Origin of the sequence: Cellulomonas sp. Y8 (assembly GCF_008033115.1) — a bacterium.
Lineage (GTDB): Bacteria > Actinomycetota > Actinomycetes > Actinomycetales > Cellulomonadaceae > Cellulomonas.
Genome location: NZ_CP041203.1, coordinates 3,916,867 through 3,934,489 on the forward strand (window position 1 = coordinate 3,916,867; position 17,623 = coordinate 3,934,489).

Annotated in this window: 14 protein-coding genes; 6 read left to right on the forward strand and 8 right to left on the reverse strand. The window is 76.4% G+C overall.

The features are described 5' to 3' along the window. Positions 1-53: 53 nt before the first annotated feature. The 3 genes from FKM96_RS17775 (at position 54) to FKM96_RS17785 (ending at position 3,696) form a co-directional block, all read left to right on the forward strand. Positions 54-1,037: a glycosyltransferase family A protein gene (locus FKM96_RS17775; protein ID WP_168217033.1), complete on the forward strand. Its 984-nt coding sequence runs from the start codon at positions 54-56 to the stop codon at positions 1,035-1,037. Positions 1,038-1,201: 164 nt separating this feature from the next. After that, complete coding sequence (locus tag FKM96_RS17780; RefSeq protein ID WP_210417301.1) at positions 1,202-2,605, forward strand: hemolysin family protein; 1,404 nt, start codon at positions 1,202-1,204, stop codon at positions 2,603-2,605. Beyond that, positions 2,602-3,696: a hemolysin family protein gene (locus tag FKM96_RS17785; RefSeq protein ID WP_147796367.1), complete on the forward strand. Its 1,095-nt coding sequence runs from the start codon at positions 2,602-2,604 to the stop codon at positions 3,694-3,696. Before FKM96_RS17780 ends, FKM96_RS17785 begins: the two co-directional genes overlap by 4 nt. 139 nt (positions 3,697-3,835) lie before the next feature. Here FKM96_RS17785 and FKM96_RS17790 read toward each other — a convergent pair whose 3' ends face one another. Next, positions 3,836-6,127 (reverse strand): bifunctional diguanylate cyclase/phosphodiesterase, encoded by a 2,292-nt coding sequence (locus FKM96_RS17790; protein WP_147796368.1) that lies wholly within the window; start codon positions 6,125-6,127, stop codon positions 3,836-3,838. A 108-nt stretch (positions 6,128-6,235) separates the two neighbouring features. On the opposite strand from FKM96_RS17790, the gene FKM96_RS17795 reads away from it, so the two are divergent. Then, positions 6,236-6,802 carry a dihydrofolate reductase family protein gene (locus tag FKM96_RS17795; protein WP_147796369.1) on the forward strand — a complete coding sequence of 189 codons (567 nt, stop codon included), beginning with the start codon at positions 6,236-6,238 and terminating at the stop codon, positions 6,800-6,802. Positions 6,803-6,901: 99 nt separating this feature from the next. After that, entirely contained in the window at positions 6,902-7,099 is a 198-nt protein-coding gene (locus FKM96_RS17800; protein WP_147796370.1) for a hypothetical protein, read from the forward strand. 19 nt (positions 7,100-7,118) lie between these two features. On the opposite strand, the gene solA is transcribed toward FKM96_RS17800, so the two are convergent. The 3 genes from solA to FKM96_RS17815 form a co-directional block, all read right to left on the reverse strand. Beyond that, positions 7,119-8,297 carry an N-methyl-L-tryptophan oxidase gene (gene solA, locus FKM96_RS17805; RefSeq protein ID WP_168217034.1) on the reverse strand — a complete coding sequence of 393 codons (1,179 nt, stop codon included), beginning with the start codon at positions 8,295-8,297 and terminating at the stop codon, positions 7,119-7,121. 141 nt (positions 8,298-8,438) lie between these two features. Next, positions 8,439-9,656, reverse strand: coding sequence for a S9 family peptidase (locus tag FKM96_RS17810; protein WP_147796372.1), 1,218 nt, complete (start codon positions 9,654-9,656; stop codon positions 8,439-8,441). Between the two features lie 90 nt (positions 9,657-9,746). Then, positions 9,747-11,588 carry an alpha/beta-hydrolase family protein gene (locus tag FKM96_RS17815; protein WP_147796373.1) on the reverse strand — a complete coding sequence of 614 codons (1,842 nt, stop codon included), beginning with the start codon at positions 11,586-11,588 and terminating at the stop codon, positions 9,747-9,749. A 180-nt stretch (positions 11,589-11,768) separates the two neighbouring features. Here FKM96_RS17815 and FKM96_RS17820 point away from each other — a divergent pair, with 180 nt between their 5' ends. Beyond that, a complete protein-coding gene (locus tag FKM96_RS17820) occupies positions 11,769-12,176 on the forward strand; it encodes a PPOX class F420-dependent oxidoreductase (RefSeq protein WP_147796374.1) in 408 nt (135 codons plus the stop codon). 16 nt (positions 12,177-12,192) lie between these two features. On the opposite strand, the gene FKM96_RS17825 is transcribed toward FKM96_RS17820, so the two are convergent. The 4 genes from FKM96_RS17825 to FKM96_RS17840 form a co-directional block, all read right to left on the reverse strand. Beyond that, entirely contained in the window at positions 12,193-12,804 is a 612-nt protein-coding gene (locus FKM96_RS17825; RefSeq protein ID WP_147796375.1) for an N-acetyltransferase, read from the reverse strand. Between the two features lie 58 nt (positions 12,805-12,862). Next, positions 12,863-14,005 carry a GNAT family N-acetyltransferase gene (locus FKM96_RS17830; protein ID WP_147796376.1) on the reverse strand — a complete coding sequence of 381 codons (1,143 nt, stop codon included), beginning with the start codon at positions 14,003-14,005 and terminating at the stop codon, positions 12,863-12,865. Between the two features lie 224 nt (positions 14,006-14,229). After that, positions 14,230-15,441 (reverse strand): alpha-hydroxy acid oxidase, encoded by a 1,212-nt coding sequence (locus tag FKM96_RS17835; RefSeq protein ID WP_147796377.1) that lies wholly within the window; start codon positions 15,439-15,441, stop codon positions 14,230-14,232. Positions 15,442-15,468: 27 nt separating this feature from the next. Continuing rightward, positions 15,469-17,511, reverse strand: coding sequence for a bifunctional aldolase/short-chain dehydrogenase (locus FKM96_RS17840; RefSeq protein WP_147796378.1), 2,043 nt, complete (start codon positions 17,509-17,511; stop codon positions 15,469-15,471). Between the last annotated feature and the right edge of the window lie 112 nt (positions 17,512-17,623).

A 17,623-nucleotide genomic window follows, 5' to 3' on the forward strand; every position in this document is an offset into this window, starting at 1 on the left:
ACATTTCGGGCAGGCAGCGCCGTCGGCCCGGGTGCGTCAGAGGAGGCCCGCCCGTGCAGCTGCCCGACGACGCCGTGCCCGCGCGGCCGGCCGACGACCGTCCCGCGCCGCTCGTGAGCGTCGGCGTGCCGGTCTACAACGGCGACCTCTACCTCGAGGAGGCCCTGACCGCCCTGCGGGACCAGGACCTGCGCGACATCGAGGTGATCGTCTCCGACAACGGCTCGACCGACGAGACCGGCAAGATCGCCCGCGCCTTCGCCGAGGCCGACCCGCGGTTCCGGTACGTGCGCTCCGAGCAGAACCGGGGCGTGCCGTGGAACTTCAACCGGGTGCTCGACCTGGCCCGCGCCCCGCTGTTCCTCTGGAACGCCGCCGACGACGTGGTGGAGCCGCAGCACCTGGTCCGCTGCCGGGAGGCGCTGCTCGCCCACCCCGAGGCCGAGATCGCGTTCCCGCGGGTGACGCTCGTGGACGCTGCGGGCGACGTCGTCGGCTCCATGGACGACGAGGACCTGCAGTACCTCGGCCTGGCCCCCGCGGAGCGGGTCGACCAGCTGCTGCGCCGCCAGTCCTGGCAGGCGATCGCCTGGGGCGGGGTGCTCCGCACGGACGCGCTGCGGGCGATGGGCGGGCACCCGCGGTTCTTCGGCGGGGACATCGTGCTCGGCATCCGGTCGGCGCTGCGGGCCGAGTGGGTCGTGGTGCCGGAGCCGCTGTTCCGGTGCCGGCGGCACGACAACCAGAACAGCAAGGCCGTCGGGGCGGACCCGATCGTGCAGGTGCGCAGCTACGACCCGGCGTTCCGGCGGCCGGTGGCGTTCCCGCAGTGGTACCTGGCCTACCGGATGATGGCCGAGCCGCTGGCGGCCCCGCTGCCGCTCGTCGACCGCGCGCGGGCGCTCGCCTCGGTCGCCCGACGCTGGACCGTGCCGCAGTGGCGGCTGCTGGCGTACGACGTGAAGCGGAACGCCATCCGGCTGCGGCGCGGGCAGTACCAGGGGGCCTACTCGGCGTCGTCGGGGTACTGGGTCTGACCCGCCGACCCGGCCGCGGGACATTGGTCCCGGAACGCGGGAACCCGGGCGGCACCCGGCGCGTTGAGGCTGTCGATCGTGCCCCCGACCTGGAGAGAGATGGACGGCGACAGTAGTACCGACCCCCTGCGCCCGTGCGAGACGGCGACGGGGGGTGAGATCTGATGTGGGTGCTGTCCCTGCTCCTGGGCGTGCTCGTCGTGCTGGCGATCACCGCCGCGACCGGGTACTTCGTCGCGCAGGAGTTCGCGTACATGGCCGTCGACCGGTCGCGGCTCAACGCCCGCGCCGCCGACGGTGACGCCGGCGCGCGCCGCGCGCTGTCCGTGACCCGGCGCACCTCGTTCATGCTGTCGGGCGCCCAGCTCGGCATCACCGTGACGGGCCTGCTGGTCGGGTACGTGGCGGAGCCGCTGATCGGCGACGCGCTCGGCGAGGCCCTGGGCGGCGTCGGCGTGCCCACGGCCGTCGGCGTGGCCGTCGGCACGGTGTTCGCGCTGCTGCTGTCGACGCTCGTGCAGATGCTGTTCGGCGAGCTGTTCCCGAAGAACCTCGCGATCTCCCGGCCCGAGCCCGTGGCGGTGAAGCTCGCGTCGTCGACGACCGCCTACCTCACGGTGTTCGGCTGGCTGATCCGGGTGTTCGACTCGGCCTCGAACGCGCTGCTGCGCGTGCTGCGCATCGAGCCCGTGCACGACGTGGAGCACTCCGCGACCGCGCGCGACCTCGAGCACATCGTCGCCGAGTCCGCCGAGTCGGGGGACCTGCCGCGCGAGCTGTCCGTCCTGCTGGACCGGATCCTGGACTTCCCGGAGCAGGACGTCGAGCACGCGATGATCCCGCGGTCGCGGGTCGACGTCGTGCGCACCGGCGCCACCGTCGCGGACGTCCGCGAGCAGATGGCCAGCGGGCACTCCCGGTACCCGGTGCTGTCCGCGGACGACGAGGTGCTGGGTGTCGTGCACCTGCAGGACGTGCTGGTCGCCACCGACCCGGGCGAGCCCGTCGAGCGGCTCATGCGGGCGCCCGAGCTCATGCCCACGTCGATGGCGCTGCCCGACGCGCTGCGGCAGCTCGCGGCCGGGCGCAACCAGCTCGCGTGCGTGCTGGACGAGTACGGCGGCTTCGCCGGCGTGCTGACGTTCGAGGACCTGGCGGAGGAGCTGGTCGGCGAGATCACCGACGAGCACGACACCGGCGTGCACGCGCCGACCCTCGCGGAGGACGACGGCGCCTGGACCATGGCCGGCGACGTCCACGTCGACGAGGTCGAGCGCGCCGTCGGGCGCGACCTGCCCGCCGGCGACTGGGAGACCATCGGCGGCCTCGTGATCGCGGCGCACGGTTCCCTGCCCCCGGCCGGGACCAGCGTGGTCGTGCTGCTGCCGGACGACCCGGGCGAGCTCGCGCACGCGGGCGAGCCGGACCCCGTGTGGATGCGGGTCGACGTGCTGGAGATCGAGCGGCACGTCCCGGCCCTGGTGCGGGTCACCGTGCCCGCCGACCCGCCGCCCACCGAGGACGAGCGCGCCGACGCCGTCGAGCGCGACCAGGAGGAGAACCGATGAGCCCGCTCGTCGTGGTGATCGTGACCGTCGGTCTGATCGCCCTGTCGGCGTTCTTCGTCGCCGTGGAGTTCGCGGCGCTCGCCGCCAAGCGGTACCGGCTCGAGGAGGCCGCGCCGCGCAGCCGGTCCGCCCGGGCCGCGCTGCGCAGCTCGACCGAGCTCACCGTGCTGCTCGCCGGGTCCCAGCTCGGCATCACCGCGTGCACCCTGGCGCTCGGCGCCGTGACCAAGCCCGCGGTGCACCACTGGCTGACCCCGCTGTTCGAGGGCTGGGGCGTCGCGCTCTGGCTCGCGGACGTCGCCGGTTTCGTCCTGGCGCTCGTCATCGTCACCTTCCTGCACCTGGTGGTCGGCGAGATGGCGCCGAAGTCGTGGGCGATCGCGCACCCCGAGACGTCCGCGATCCTGCTCGCCACCCCGATGCGCGCGTTCATGTGGCTCACCCGGCCGCTGCTGCGCGTGCTGAACGAGGCGGCGAACTGGTGCCTGCGGCGGGTCGGGGTCGAGCCGGCCGACCAGGTCGCCACCGGGCAGAACCCGGACGACCTGCGGCACCTCGTCGAGCACTCGACCAACGTGGGTGCGCTGGACGTGTCCTACTCGCGGCAGCTGACGGGGGCCCTGGAGCTGCAGTCCCTGACCGTGCGGGACCTGGTGCGGGCCGGCGGCTCGCCCACGGCGGTCGCGCCGGACGCCACCATGGCGGACGTGCGGGCCGCGACGAAGGGCTCGGGGCACCTGCGGGTGCTCGTCGGCGCCGGCGACCGGCTGGACGGGGTCGTGCACGTGCGCGACACGCTCGCCCACCCGGACGAGGCACCCGTCGGGGCGCTGGCGCGGCCGGTGCTGCGGCTGGAGGCCGACGCGCCGGTGTCGGGCGCGCTCACGCAGATGCGGGAGCAGCGGCAGCACCTGGCGCTCGTGCTCGACGGCGGGCGCACGCTCGGCGTGGTGACGCTGGCGGACGTGCTGGCGCGGCTGTTCCCGCTCGCGGCGCCGGAGGCGGCTGCGGCGGGCGCGGGCGCGGGCGCGGGCGCGGGCGCGGGGGCCGGCGCGGGCGCGGGCGCCGGGGCCGGGGCGGGCGCGGGCTGACGCGCCCGGCCCTGATCCCCACCTGATTCTCGCGAGGCCCCCCGATCCATCGGGTGGCTTCGCGAGAATCAGCGGGGCTCGCGGGGCTCGCGGGGCTCGCGGGGCTCGCGGGGCGCCGGATGCCGGGCCGCGCGCGCCGCTACGCGCCGACCCCCGCCGCGCGCCCCACCTCGTCCCGGGCGCGCAGCCACGCGTCCGCGTCGGCCAGCGGCATCGGCCGGCCGTGCAGGTACCCCTGCGTGCGGTCGCACCCCATGCCGCGCAGCGCCTCGGCGGTCTCGGCGTCCTCGACGCCCTCCGCGATCAGCCGGAGGCCGAGGTGGTGCGCGAGCTCCAGCGTCCCCGAGACGATCGCCCGGGTGCGGTCGTCCGACGTGAGCCGCATCGTGAACGACCGGTCGAGCTTGAGCTCGCCGGCGGGCAGCTCGTTGAGGTAGGTCAGCGAGGAGTAGCCCGACCCGTAGTCGTCGATCGCCAGGCCGATGCCGCGGTCCGCGATCTCCCGGGTCACCGCGACGGCGTGCCGCGGGTCGTGCATGAGCGTCGTCTCGGTGATCTCGACGACCAGCCCCTCCGGGCGCAGGCCGGCGGCGGCGAGCGCGCCGTCCAGCGAGGGCAGCAGCCCCGGATGGCCCAGGCAGGACGTCGACAGGTTGACGGCCACCGGCAGGTCGCGGCCCTCGGCCTGCCAGCGCGCCGCCGTCCGGGTCGCCTGCGCGAGCACCCGCTCGGTCAGCGCGAACATCGAGCCGGTCTGTTCCGCCAGGTCGATGAACGCCCCCGGCGGGAGCAGGCCGCGCTCGGGGTGCGCCCAGCGGACCAGCGCCTCCATGCCGACGACCCGGTCGTCCGCGCAGTCGAGCTGCGGCTGGTAGTGCAGCTCCAGGGCGCCGTGCCGCGCGTCGCCCTCGGGGGCGGACAGCAGCGCACGCAGCTCGTCGGCCAGCGCGATCTCGTCGCGGTCCCGCGCGTCGGCGGCCTCGTCGTACACCCGCACCCCGCCGCCCGCGCGCTTGGCGGCGTACATGGCGGTGTCGGCCCAGCGGACCAGCTCGCCGTCGTGGTGGTCGCCGAACGCGGTGCTCGCGACGCCGATGCTCGCGTCGAGGCGGACCACCCGGCCGGTCACGTCGATCGGCTCGCGCACGGCCTCGTGCAGCGCGTGCGCGACCACCGTGGCGCGCTCGACGTCGTCGTGGTCGAGCACGACGCCGAACTCGTCGCCGCCGAACCGGGCGAGCAGCGCGCCCCCGTCGAGCCGGGCCTGCAGCCGCCGGCTCACCGTCCGGATCACGGCGTCGCCCGCGGGGTGGCCGTACCGGTCGTTGACGTCCTTGAACCGGTCGAGGTCGATGACCAGCAGGGCCGCCCCGGTGCGCGCCGCGGCGAACCGGTCGGCGACCTCCAGCATCGCCCGGCGGTTGGCGACGCCGGTGAGCGGGTCGGTCCGGGCCTCCTTGCGGGTGGCGGCCAGCGCGGCCAGCTCGCTCGCGGTCCGGAGCAGCTGCGCGCAGCCGCCCGCGACCCCGGCGGCGGCCAGCAGGGCGACGACGGGGGTGCCGGCCGGGCGCAGGCTGTCCAGCACCAGGACCGCGGTGCTCGCGGCGATCGCGACCATCGCGCACGTCGTCACCACCAGCGTCGAAGCGAAGTGCCCGCGCAGCGGCGGCGGCTTGATCGCACCCGCGCGCGCGGTCACCAGGGTGAGCGCGGTCCAGCTGACGACGACCGGCAGGGCGGGCGCGCCGTCGGCCGGGAGCCACGGCAGCAGCACCAGCTCGACCACGGCCATCGCCCCGAGGCCGACCAGCAGCAGCCACGCGCGCGGGTCGTCCCGCAGCCCGCCGAGCACCGTGACGACAAGCGTCATCGCCGCCAGCACCCCGAGGGCGGCGGCCCGCACCAGGTGGCCCTCGGCGGCCCAGCCCGGAGCGTCCCCGGGCAGGACGCCGACGGCGACGGCCCAGACGAGCAGCGCGAGGGCGCCCAGCGTCGAGCCGACGAAGTTGATCCAGTCCACCGGGTGCACGGCCGACGTCCGGAACCGGTTCCAGCTGAGCATGCCCTGGTGCGCGCACATCACGGCGACCACGCCACCGACGGTCAGCGCGGCCCCGCGCAGGTCGGCCGCGGCCGGGCCGCGCACGGTCAGGTCGACGAGCGCCTCCACCGCCAGGCCCGCGGCGACGGCCGTGACCGACCGCCCGCACCACCGCCACAGCCCGCGCTCCTCGAGCGAGCGCAGCTGGACCTGCTGCCGCAGCACGACGCCGGCCGACAGCGCCGCCAGCGTGCCGCCGGCGGCGGTCAGCCCCGCGACGCCGGTCAGGTGCTCGACCACGGCGAGCGCGGCGACGAGCACGGCCGGGCCGAGGAGCAGCGGGCCGGGCGGCAGGACGCGTCGTCGCGGCGGGGTGATCGAGGAGGGCATCACCCACACCATCGGCGTCCGGGGGCGGCACCCGAGCCGGGGCGCACGACTTCACCCGCCCCCCGCAGACCCTCGCGCCCACGCGGCGGCCGCCCCTACGGTAGGGCGATGGGGCGGCTGATCTACTCGATGTTCACCTCGCTCGACGGCTACGCGGCGGACGCGTCCGGCAGCAGCGACTGGGGCGGCGCGCTGGACCCGGCGCTGCACGACTTCATCTCGGAGCAGACGCGGTCCGTCGGGACGTACCTGTACGGCCGCCGCATGTACGAGACGATGTCGTTCTGGGAGACGGCGCTGGAGGCACCGGACCCGCCCGAGTTCGTCCGCACCTACGCCGCGGTGTGGCAGGCGGCGGACAAGGTCGTCTACTCCTCGACGCTCGCGGAGCCGACCACGGCGCGGACCACGGTCGAGCGTTCGTTCGACCCCGAGGCCGTGCGCACCTGGGTCGCGGGGCTCGACCACGACGTCACCGTCGACGGCCCGACGCTCGCGGCGCACGCCCTGCGGGCGGGCATCGTCGACGAGGTGCAGCCGTACCTCGCGCCGGTGTCGGTGGGCGGCGGGCTGCGGTTCTGGCCGGACGGCGTGCCGCTCGACCTGGAGCTGCTGGAGCAGCGCGGGTTCGGCAACGGGACGCTGTGGCTGCGCTACGCGGTGCGCCGGGGCTGAGGTGTCGCGGCCCGCACGCCCGGTGACCCGGCCGGGTGCTTGACGCCCGGTCGCGCCCGCGGGACCGTGGTCGCGCCGGTCCAGGGGAGGAGGGCGACGATGCGGTCGCTGCGGTGCACGGTCGGACGGCACGCCTGGCGCGTGCGGCGGAACCCGGAGAAGGGCGGCGCGCAGGCGCTGTACGAAGTCTGCGCGCGGTGCGGGCGCGACCGGCCCGTGTTCGAGCAGGGCGACGGCAGCGGTCTGGCCGTGCTGGGGCTCGGCGGGACGGCGGGTCCGGGGGCGGGCCCGGCCTGAGCCCCGGCGCGCCCGTTCCTCAGGCGTGCAGGCCGAAGTCGGCCGCGTACGCCGGGTCGGTGATCGCCGGCCGGGTCAGGGAGAACAGCCCGATGTCGTGCGGTGTGGACCCGGCTGTCACCAGGTCCGCCAGCACGGACCCGACCAGGCTCGCGAACTTGCCGCCGTGCCCCGCGCCGTTGAACACCGCGACGTGCGGGTGCCCCGGCACGGTGTCCAGCACGAACTCCCGGTCCGGCGGCATGTCGTACACGCACACGGCGCTGCGCAGGGCGGGGCCCGCGGCGGCGGGCAGGTGCCGGGCGAGGAACTCCCGGGACCGCTCGGTCGTCGCCGGGTCGGCGCGGTGCGTGCGGCCCTCGCTGGTGACGAAATGCCCGCGCATGTCCCGGGCGATCTTGACCGCGGCCTCGCCGTAGACGGGGAAGCCGTACATGACCTCGTCGCCGTGCCACACCCAGATGGGGAACCGGTCGGGCGTGAAGTCGGTCAGCCGGGAGGACGCGACGTAGTCGACCTGCTCCTCGGACAGCGTGAGCCGGAAGTCGAGCCCCAGGTCCGGCATGAGGTCGCCGAGCCAGGACGCCGCGGCGACGACCAGGCCGCCCGCCTCGACGTCGCCCGCCGAGGTCCGGACCGTGACGCCGCCGTCCCGGACGTCGACCCCCGTGACCCGGGTGTGCGGCCAGAACTCGACGCCCGCCGCCAGCGCCAGCGACGTGTGCGCGGAGACCGAGCGGCGGATGTCGATCAGCCCCGCGTCCGCCTGGTGCAGCGCCGTGGTGCCGTCGGGCACCTGCCACTGGGGGTGGCGGGCGCGCAGGTCGGCGGTGGACAGGTCCTCGAAGGACGCCCCGGCCGCGGTCATCGCGTCCCGGAACACGGCGAGGCGGTCGGCGCCGTCGGCGGTCGGCGGGGCGAGGTCGAGACCGCCGGTGCGCGTGAAGACCTGCAGGCCCGACTCGCGCTCGACCCGGTCCCACGCGGCGTACATCGCGTCGGTCAGGTGCACGTACTCGGGCCGGTGGTAGGACCGCCGGATGATCCGGGAGTGGTCGCCGGACGAGCCGAGCGAGTTCACCAGGTCGAACTGCTCGACGACCAGCACCCGCTCCGCGCCCGCGCGGGCGAGCCAGTAGGCGGCGGCCGAGCCGACCGCGCCGGCCCCGATGACGACGTGCGAGTAGGTGCGTGCCACGCGCCGCACGCTAGCCCGCGCGGCACCCGGCGGGCGAGGGGCGTCCACGCGGCGCGCGCCAGCCGCCCGCGGCGGTCGACGCGTCGCCGGCGCCGGTCGGGGCCGGCACCCGCACCCGGCGACGATGCCCCCGGCCGCGGGTCAGCCCCGCAGGTAGCCGTCCAGCCAGTCGAACACCCGCTGGTCGGTCAGCGCGCGGGCCAGCGGCTGGCAGTGGCCGTCCGCGCCCTCGGCGGCGGTGAACGGCGCCAGCGTCGACACCGACGGGGTCAGCGCCGCGAGCCGCTGCGACTGCCCGGGCCAGAACGGCTCACCCTCGGGGTCGGTGATGAGCAGCGGCGTCGTGATGCGGTCGGCCACGTCCGCGACGTCGTACCGGCGCACCTCCCGCAGCGTCGCCGCGTAGCCGTCCGCGCCGTAGGGCCGGGCGCGGAACCGCCAGGTCCGGGCGGTCGTCCGGGACAGCTTCATGCCGAGCTCCATGTCCCGGTCGAACGCGTGGTACTCGCCCTTGTCGAGCAGCTTGAGCAGGCTGCCGGGCACCTCGTGCTCCCAGGACGCGGCGACGGACACCACCCCGGGGTCGAGGACCGCGGCGACCGGTCGGTGCTCGAAGGCCAGCGCCCGCGCGACCCAGTACCCGGCCTGGCTCACGCCGTAGACGGCGACCCGGTCGCCGTCTACCTCGGGGCGCGCGACGACGGCGTCCAGCACCGGCGTCAGCACCTTCTCCCAGTCCGGGCGGAACGGCACGCCGCGCTCGAACAGCAGCGACTGCTGCCCGGGGCCGTCGAACACCAGCGCGTGGTAGCCGCGGGCGAGCGCCCCGGCGACGCACTCGACCCACAGCGACGTCAGCGAGCCGTCGCTGCCGTTGACGGCCACGACCGTCGGGCGCGGGCCGTCGCCGGGCGCGCGGAACAGGTAGCCGGGCAGCGCGTCGCCCTCGTACGGGACGGACACCCGGACGACGTCGAGGTCGGCGTGGTCGACCCACGCGTCCCAGGCGCGGCGGTGCGCGCGGAACGTGGGCAGCAGGTCGTCCTCCGACTCGAGCGCCGCCACGGCGTTCACCGCGACCGCGAGGTACGCCGACGCGCGCAGGTACGCCGAGGCCGCGCTGACCCGGTGCCCGCCCGCGGCGGACGCGTCGCCCTGCGCGGCGACGCGCTCGCCGAGGTCCCGCCACGCCGCGAACCACGCGTCGTGGTCTTGCTTGGCGTGCACGTCCGCGACCGCGGCCAGCACCTCGCCGACGTCGGCGGCGCCGTGCACCGCGCGGCCGAGCGTGCTGCGGATGACCTCGTCGCGGTCGGCCTCGGGGGAGAACCGGGTCGGGTGCGTGCGGTGGCCGGGCATGGTGGGTCCCTCCGGGAGCGGTGGTCGGGTCGCGCCCCACGGTCCTCCGGGTCCGGGGCCCGCCGCCTCATCCGCCGCGGTCGATCCGCCTCAGCCCGCGCGCTGCTCCAGCACCGCCCGCACCCGCGCGGTGTCCGCGTCGGTCCACCCGTCCGGCGCCGCGACGGCCACCCAGCCGTCGAGCGTGAGCGCGTCGTAGTTGTGCCCGTGGCCGTCCGGCACCGACTTGGAGTTCACCAGGTCGAACGTCAGCTGCCAGAACGTCACCAGCGGGTACCAGGTCATGGTCAGGCCGCCCTCGCCGGTGTGCGGCTCGGCGAGCCAGTCCGGGCGACTGAGCAGCAGGTCCGGGCCCCACCAGACGATCGGGTCGGACGCGTGCTGCAGGTACAGCACCCGTGGGTCCTCCCAGGCGGTCGGCGGGGTCGCCATCTGGTCGGTGTCGCCGGCGAAGCGCACGAGCAGGCCGCTCGCGTACACCGGCGCCGCGGACGTGGTGCCGGGGTCGCGCCGCTCCATGAGCGCGTGCCACACCGGGTTGGAGTTCGGCGGGCCGACCCAGAGCACGCCGTCGGTGCGCGCACGGATGTCGGCGAGCGAGTCGTAGGCGCTCTCCGAGCCGTACGAGCCGAGGCTCTCGCCGTAGGCCAGCAGCTCCGGGCGGTCGTCGGCGGGGAGCTCGGCCACGCGGGCCTCGACGGCGGCGGCGAGCGCCTGCGCCTCGTCGGCGGCGCGGGACCGGTCGACCAGGAACGACAGCCAGCTCGGCAGGTAGGAGTACTGCGTGGCGACGGTCGCGGTGTCGCCGCCGTGCATCAGCTCCAGCGCGGAGACCGCGGCGTCGTTGACCCAGCCGCTGCCGGTCGTGGTGACGACCAGGAGGACCGCGCGGTCGAACGCCCCGGCGCGCTCGAGGTCGTCGACCGCCAGGGCGGCGCGGCCCTCGGCGGTGTCGGCGCTGTCCAGGCCCGCGTAGACCCGGACCGGCGTGGTGGTCGAGCCGTCGGGGGAGGCGGCCGCCAGCTCGTCGGCGGTGGGGCCCTCGGCCACGAACCGGCGACCCTCCCGGCCGAGGGTGTCCCACGGCACCAGCGACTCCGGCGACCCGGAGCGCTCGACCGCCTCCGGCTGCGTGACGCCGGGGTGGTCCCGGGTGTTCGCGAGGGCGAACGCGCCGTCGGCCGCGGACAGCGCCCGCCCGAGCAGCACGTCGTTGACCAGCACGACCGTCAGCACCGCCACCAGCACGACGGCCACCGCGCCGGCGAGCAGCCGCGGGAACCGCAGCCAGCGCCGCAGCCCGCGCTCGAGCCGCAGGCCCACCCAGCGCAGCCCGCGGGCGAGCAGCACGAACGCCGCCGCGACCAGCACCAGCAGCGGCCCGGCGCGGAGCCAGTCGCCGGTGCTCGGCCCGGGCATGCCGATCGCCGCGGTCATCTCCCGCTGCCACCGCGCGCCGTTCACCAGCGCCAGGAGGAGCCCGCCCACGACGGCGACGGCGAGGGCGGGGACGAGCCACGGCAGCACGGCCGTCCGCACCCGCGGCGGCACCCGGTGGCGACCGGCCGCCATGAGACGTCGCCAGGCGGGCACGTGCCGCAGCGCCCAGGCGAGCGCGACGCCGAGCCCGTACCCCAGCGCCGCCGAGATGCCGGACACCAGGGCCTGGAACAGCCAGTCGCGGGGGAGCAGCGACGGGGTCATGGCGAGCATCGCGAACAGGGTGCCGCCGACGACGCCTGCGGGGCTCGGCGGCCGGGGCCGGTGCCGGTGGCGGACCGGGGCGGGCCCGGCGCCGGGTGCCGCGGGCTCGGCGCCGGGTGGGACGGGCGGCGCGGTCGCGGCGTCGGGCTCCGTCCCGGGGCCCGGCTCCGTCCCGCGGCCCGGGTCCGGGGCCGGCGTCGGGGCCGGGTTGGCTGCCGGCTGCGTCATGGGGCGGGTCCCTTCCTGGCGTGCCGCGGGAGCGCGCGGTGGGCCCGTCGCCGTCGGTCTGGCCCCGATCGTCCCAGACCCGAGCCGCGGGTGCGCGACCCGCGGCGGGTGGGTCGCGCACCCGGCCGCGAGGTGGGCGACACTGGGCCCGCCCCACCCGCGCTCCCAGGAGGTCCACCCGTGGCCACGCCCCCGCTGCCGTCCGACGCCGTCGAGATGCTCCGCCGCCCGAACCCCGCCGTGATGGCGACGCTGCGCTCGGACGGCACGCCGGTGTCCGCCGCGACCTGGTACCTGTGGCGCGAGGACGGCCGGGTGCTGCTCAACCTCGACGGCACGCGCGTCCGGCTGAAGCACCTGCGCCGGGACCCGCGGGTGACGCTCACCGTCCTGGACTCGGACGACTGGTACACGCACGTCACCCTCGTCGGGCGGGTCGTCGAGATCACCGAGGACGCCGACCGGTCGGGCATCGACGCGCTCTCCGAGCACTACACCGGGCACCCGTACCCGGACCGGGAGAACCCGCGGTTCTCGGCGGTCGTCGAGGTCGAGCGCTGGCACGGCTGGGGCGCCCACCAGAGCTGACGCCCGCGCTCGCGCCTCAGGCCGCCGCGGGCTCGCGGAGCATCGCCCAGGGGCGGGGGCCCCGCACCGGGACCGGGCCCGTCGCCACGAACCCGAACCGCTCGTAGAGCCGGCGGCTCGCGTCGGTCGTCGCCTCCAGGTAGGCCGGCAGACCCGCCGCGTCGACGCGCGCCAGCCCGTGCCGGAGCAGCGCCGAGCCGACGCCGAGCCCGCGCGCGTCCGGCCCCACGGCGATCTCCTCCAGGTACCAGTGCGGCCGCCGGGGCCGGTGCCGCTCGTACCGCGCCATCTGCGCCGCGGCGGTGGGCAGGTGCCGCAGCCCGATCGCCCGCACGACCGCCGGCAGCTGCCGCAGGCGCTCGCCGAGCGGGGCGCCCGGGCCCGGGGCGTGCCACACCGCCACCCCGAGCACCGGACCGCCCGGCTCGGCGCGCGCCACGTCGACCGAGCCGCCCGGCAGCGGGCCGGACCGCAGCTGCGCGACGTGCATCGCGACCAGCCGGGCGGTGCGGTCGCGGTCGCCGGGGACCATCGCCCGGATCACCGGGTCGTCGCCCAGCGCGTCGGCGAGCAGGCGCGCGCAGGCGGCGGCCTCGTCGGGGCGGGCGGTCTCGACGACGACGCTCACGGGTGGGTCCTTCCGGTGGTCGGGCGGGGACCCCCAGGATGCCCCGACGCGGCGCCCCTCAGGCCGCGACCCCCAGCCGCCGGGCCAGCGGGACCGCGCGCAGCACCGCGTGCGCCGCCGGGCCACGGGCCGCCACGAGCAGGTCGACCTGCGGACGCGCGGCGGGCCACAGCCGCGCGCCGACCGCGTAGTGCGAGCCGAAACCGGGGTCGACGAACGGCGCGTCGGTGGTCCCGAGCAGGTAGGTCAGCGCGGCGAGCCGGCCCACGGACCCGGGGCTGAACCGGCGGAACCGCTCGTCGTACGCGTCGAGCAGCCCGAACCACGCGCCGCCCGACCGGACGTGGAACCCGGCCCAGATCGTCTCGCCGCCCGCGGTGAGCCGGAGCGCGTCCAGGTCGCCGTCCCGCCGGAACGCGTCGACCATCTCCCGGAACCAGCGCTCGTCCGCGGGGTCCAGGCCGAGCGCCGCGCCCCCGCGCGCCGGGTCGCCCTTCCAGCCCGCGGCCTGCAGCGCGACGAACCGGTCGACGGCGGCGGGGTCGTCCGACTCGTCGCGCAGCTCCAGCGGCCCGCCGAGCTCCCGGGCCAGCCCGCGGGCGACGCGCCGGACGTTCCGGGCGTCGTCGGTGCGCAGGTGCGCGGTCGACAGCGGCGGGTCCACGACGACCCCTTCGACGGGATCCGGCACGGGCAGCACGTCGAACGCCTCCCGGGGCGCCCACGCCCCGACGTCCCTGCTGCGCTCGTGCACCCGCATCCGGCGGCGGGTCGCCACGCCGTCGAGCACCTCGGCGAGCGGGCCCTCCGCGGGGAACCGGCGCAGCAGCGCGAGCCCCGGCAACCCGACGTCCGGCGCGCCGCGCAGCAGGGCGTCCAGGGCCTCGGGGGCGCGGGCGGTGCGCAGCAGCGGGTGGTGCCGGTCGCACTGCGAGGTCATGAACTCCCCGCCGGTGGTCAGCGCCCGCACCGGGAGCCGCGGGGCGACCCTCTTGGTGGTCACGGCCAGGGCGCCCAGCCACTCGCCGCCCTCGCGCGCGCTGAGCACCCGCACCTCGTGCGCGTCCGGCCGTGCGCGGGCGGTCAGCAGGAACCGCGGGTCGAGGCACATGTTCGGCGCGAGCGCGTCCGCGGCGAGCCGCTGCCACGCGCGGGCGTCGTCGGCGGTGAGGTCGGCCAGCGGCACGAGCCGGATGTCCATGCGCCGACGGTAGGGCGGTTTTTGCCCGGTTTGTCCTCGTCCGCGGGTGAACTGGGGCGGTCTCACCCGACCGGCCCAGCGCGGCGCCTACGCCTTCCTGCTCCGCCCCCGCGGATCCGCGAGGGCGGGGCAGGAAACGGGAGGCGAGCCAGCCGCCCCCCGGCAGCCCGCGGTCGCCCGGCACCCCAGCAGCCCGGCGGCATCGCGCCCCGGCACCCCGGCGGCTACGGCAGCCGCACGTGCTGCGGCCCGAGCTCGCCCACGCTCCGCACGCCGAGCAGCGCCATCGTGCGCCGCACCTCGCGGGTCAGGATCTCCGCCGCCCGGTCGACCCCGCGCTCGCCGCCGGCCATCAGGCCGTACAGGTACGCCCGCCCGACCATCGTCGCGTCGGCCCCGAGCGCGAGCGCGGCCACCACGTCGGCACCCGACAGGATGCCGGTGTCCAGCCACACCTCCGCCCGGTCGCCGACCGCCTCCTTGACGTCCGGCAGCAGCCGCAGCGGCACCGGGGCCCGGTCGAGCTGCCGCCCGCCGTGGTTGGACAGCACGATCGCGTCCGCCCCGGCGTCGACGACCCGGCGGGCGTCGTCGACGGTCTGGATCCCCTTGATGACGAGCGGCCCGTCCCAGGAGGCACGCAGCCACTCGAGGTCGGCGATCGTCATCGTCGGGTCGAACAGCTTGTCCAGCAGGTCGGCGACCGTGCCGCCCCAGGACTGCAACGAGGCGAACTCCAGCGGCCGGGTGGTCAGCAGGTTGAGCCACCACGCCGGGTGCATCCCGGCGTCCAGCACCGTCTTCACCGAGAGGGCCGGCGGGATCGAGAAGCCGTTCCGGGTGTCCCGCAGCCGGGCCCCCGCGACCGGGACGTCCACGGTGAGCTGCAGCGCCTCGAACCCCGACGCCTTCGCCCGGGCCATGAGGTCCTCGCCGGCCGAGCGGTCCTTCCACACGTAGAGCTGGAACCACTTCCGCGCCTCGGGCGCCGCAGCGGCGACGTCCTCGATCGACGTCGTCCCCATCGTCGACAGGGCGTAGGGGATGCCCCGGCGCTGGGCGACCCGCGCCACGGCCCGCTCGCCCTCGTGGTGCATCATCCGCGTGAACCCGGTGGGCGCGAAGGAGAACGGCACCGCGGCGGGCGTGCCGAGCATGTCGGTGGTCGTGTCGACCTCGGACACGTCCTGCAGGATCGACGGCCGCAGCTCCAGGTCCCGGAACAGGCGGCGCGCGCGGCGCAGGCTGATCTCGGCCTCGGCGGCGCCGTCGGTGTAGTCGAACACCGACCGCGGTGTGCGGCGGCGGGCGACGGTCCGCAGGTCGGCGATGGTCAGCGCGTCCTCCAGGCGGCGGCGCGTGGGGTCCAGGCGGATCGGCTTGGGCCGCAGCAGCGGCTGGAGCTCGGACCACCTCGGCAGCTGGCGCTCGGTCATGTCGCAGATCCTCCCTCGGCCCGCGGCTCAGCGCAGGAACGCGGCGGCGACGCCGGAGTCGACGGGGACGTGCAGGCCGGTGGTCTGCACCAGGTCCGGCCCGGTCAGCGCGAACACCGCGGCCGCGACGTGCTCGGGGAGCACCTCCCGCTTCAGCAGGGTGCGCTGCGCGTAGTACGCGCCCAGCTCCTCCTCGGGGACGCCGTAGGTGGCGGCCCGCTGCGCGCCCCACCCGCCCGCGAAGATGCCCGACCCCCGCACCACGCCGTCGGGGTTCACGCCGTTGACCCGGATGCCGTGCGCCCCGAGCTCGGCCGCCAGCAGCCGCACCTGGTGCGCCTGGTCCGCCTTGGTCGCGGAGTAGGCGACGTTGTTCGGGCCGGCGAACAGCGAGTTCTTCGACGCGATGTACACGATGTCGCCGCCCATGCCCTGCGCGATCATCGCCCGCGCCGCCTCCCGGGACACCAGGAACGACCCCCGGGCCATGACGTCGTGCTGCAGGTCCCAGTCCCGGGCGGTGGTCTCGAGCAGCGGCTTCGAGATCGACAGCCCGGCGTTGTTCACCACCAGGTCCACGCCGCCGAAGGCGAGCACCGCCTCGCGGACCAGACCGGCGACGGCGTCCTCGTCGGTGACGTCCGCGTGCACGGCCACGGCGACGTCCGGGCCGCCGAGCTCGGCGGCGACCTGCTGCGCACCCTCCAGGTTCACGTCGGCGACCACGACGCAGGCCCCCTCCGCCGCCAGCCGCTCCGCGATGGCCCTCCCGATGCCCGACCCGGCGCCCGTGACGAGCGCGACCCGGGTGGCGAGCGGCTTCGGCGCGGGACGCCGCGCGAGCTTGGCCTCCTCCAGGGCCCAGTACTCGATGCGGAACTTCTCCGACTCCGGGATCGGGGCGTAGGTGCTGATCGCCTCGGCGCCGCGCATCACGTTGATCGCGTTGACGTAGAACTCGCCGGCGACCCGCGCCGTCTGCTTGTCGGCGCCGAACGAGAACATCCCGACGCCCGGGACGAGCACGATCGCCGGGTCGGCGCCGCGCATCGCGGGGGAGTCGGGGGTCGCGTGCCGCTCGTAGTACGCGCGGTAGTCCTCGCGGTAGGCGGCGTGCAGCTCGCGCAGCCGGGCGACCGTGTCTTCCAGCGGCGCGTCCGCGGGCAGGTCCAGCACCAGCGGCCGCACCTTGGTCCGGAGGAAGTGGTCGGGGCAGGAGGTGCCGAGCGCGGCCAGCCGGTCCAGCTCCTCGCGGGACAGGAAGTCGAGCACGACCTCGGAGTCCGTGAGGTGGCCGACCTGCGGCCGGTCCGTCGACGCCAGCCCGCGGACCACGGGCGCGAGCGCGGCGGCCCGGGCGCGCCGCTCGTCCTCGGGCAGGGCGCCGAAGCCGGGCCGGGTGTGCCCGAAGGGGTGCCGGCCGAGCCGCGCCGTGCGCTCCTCGATGAACGCCTCCGCGGTGCGGATGATCCGCAGCGACCGCTCCTCGGCCTCCTCGGAGGTGTCGCCCCACGCCGTGATCCCGTGCCCGCCGAGGACGCAGCCGATCGCCTCGGGGTGCGCGCGACGGACGGCGGCGATGTCCAGGCCCAGCTGGAACCCGGGGCGACGCCACGGCACCCACACGACCGTATCGCCGAACGCCTCGCGGGTCAGCGCCTCGCCGTCCGCCGCCGTCGCTAGCGCGATCCCGGCGTCGGGGTGCAGGTGGTCCACGTGCGCCGCGTCAACCAGCCCGTGCATCGCGGTGTCGATGGACGGCGCCGCACCGCCGCGGCCGTGCAGGCAGTAGTCGAACGCGGCGACCATCTCGTCCTCGCGCTCCACCCCGGGGTACACGTCCACGAGTGCGCGCAGCCGGTCCAGCCGCAGCACGGCGAGCCCACGCTCGGTGAGCGTCCCGAGGTCGCCGCCGGAGCCCTTGACCCACAGCAGCTCGACCGGCAGGCCCGTCGCGGGGTCCGTGGCGGTGCCCTTGGCGGAGGTGTTGCCGCCGGCGTAGTTGGTGGTGCGCGGGTCGGCGCCCAGGCGGTTCGAGCGCGCGATCAGGTCGGCGGCGGGGTGGGACATCGTCGTCTCCGGCTCGTGGGGGATGAATCGATTCACAACCTAGGGGCGCCGGCGCTCCGGCGTCAACGGCGGGTCCGGCGCCGGGGTCCGCGCGCCGCGCGAAACCCCCGGG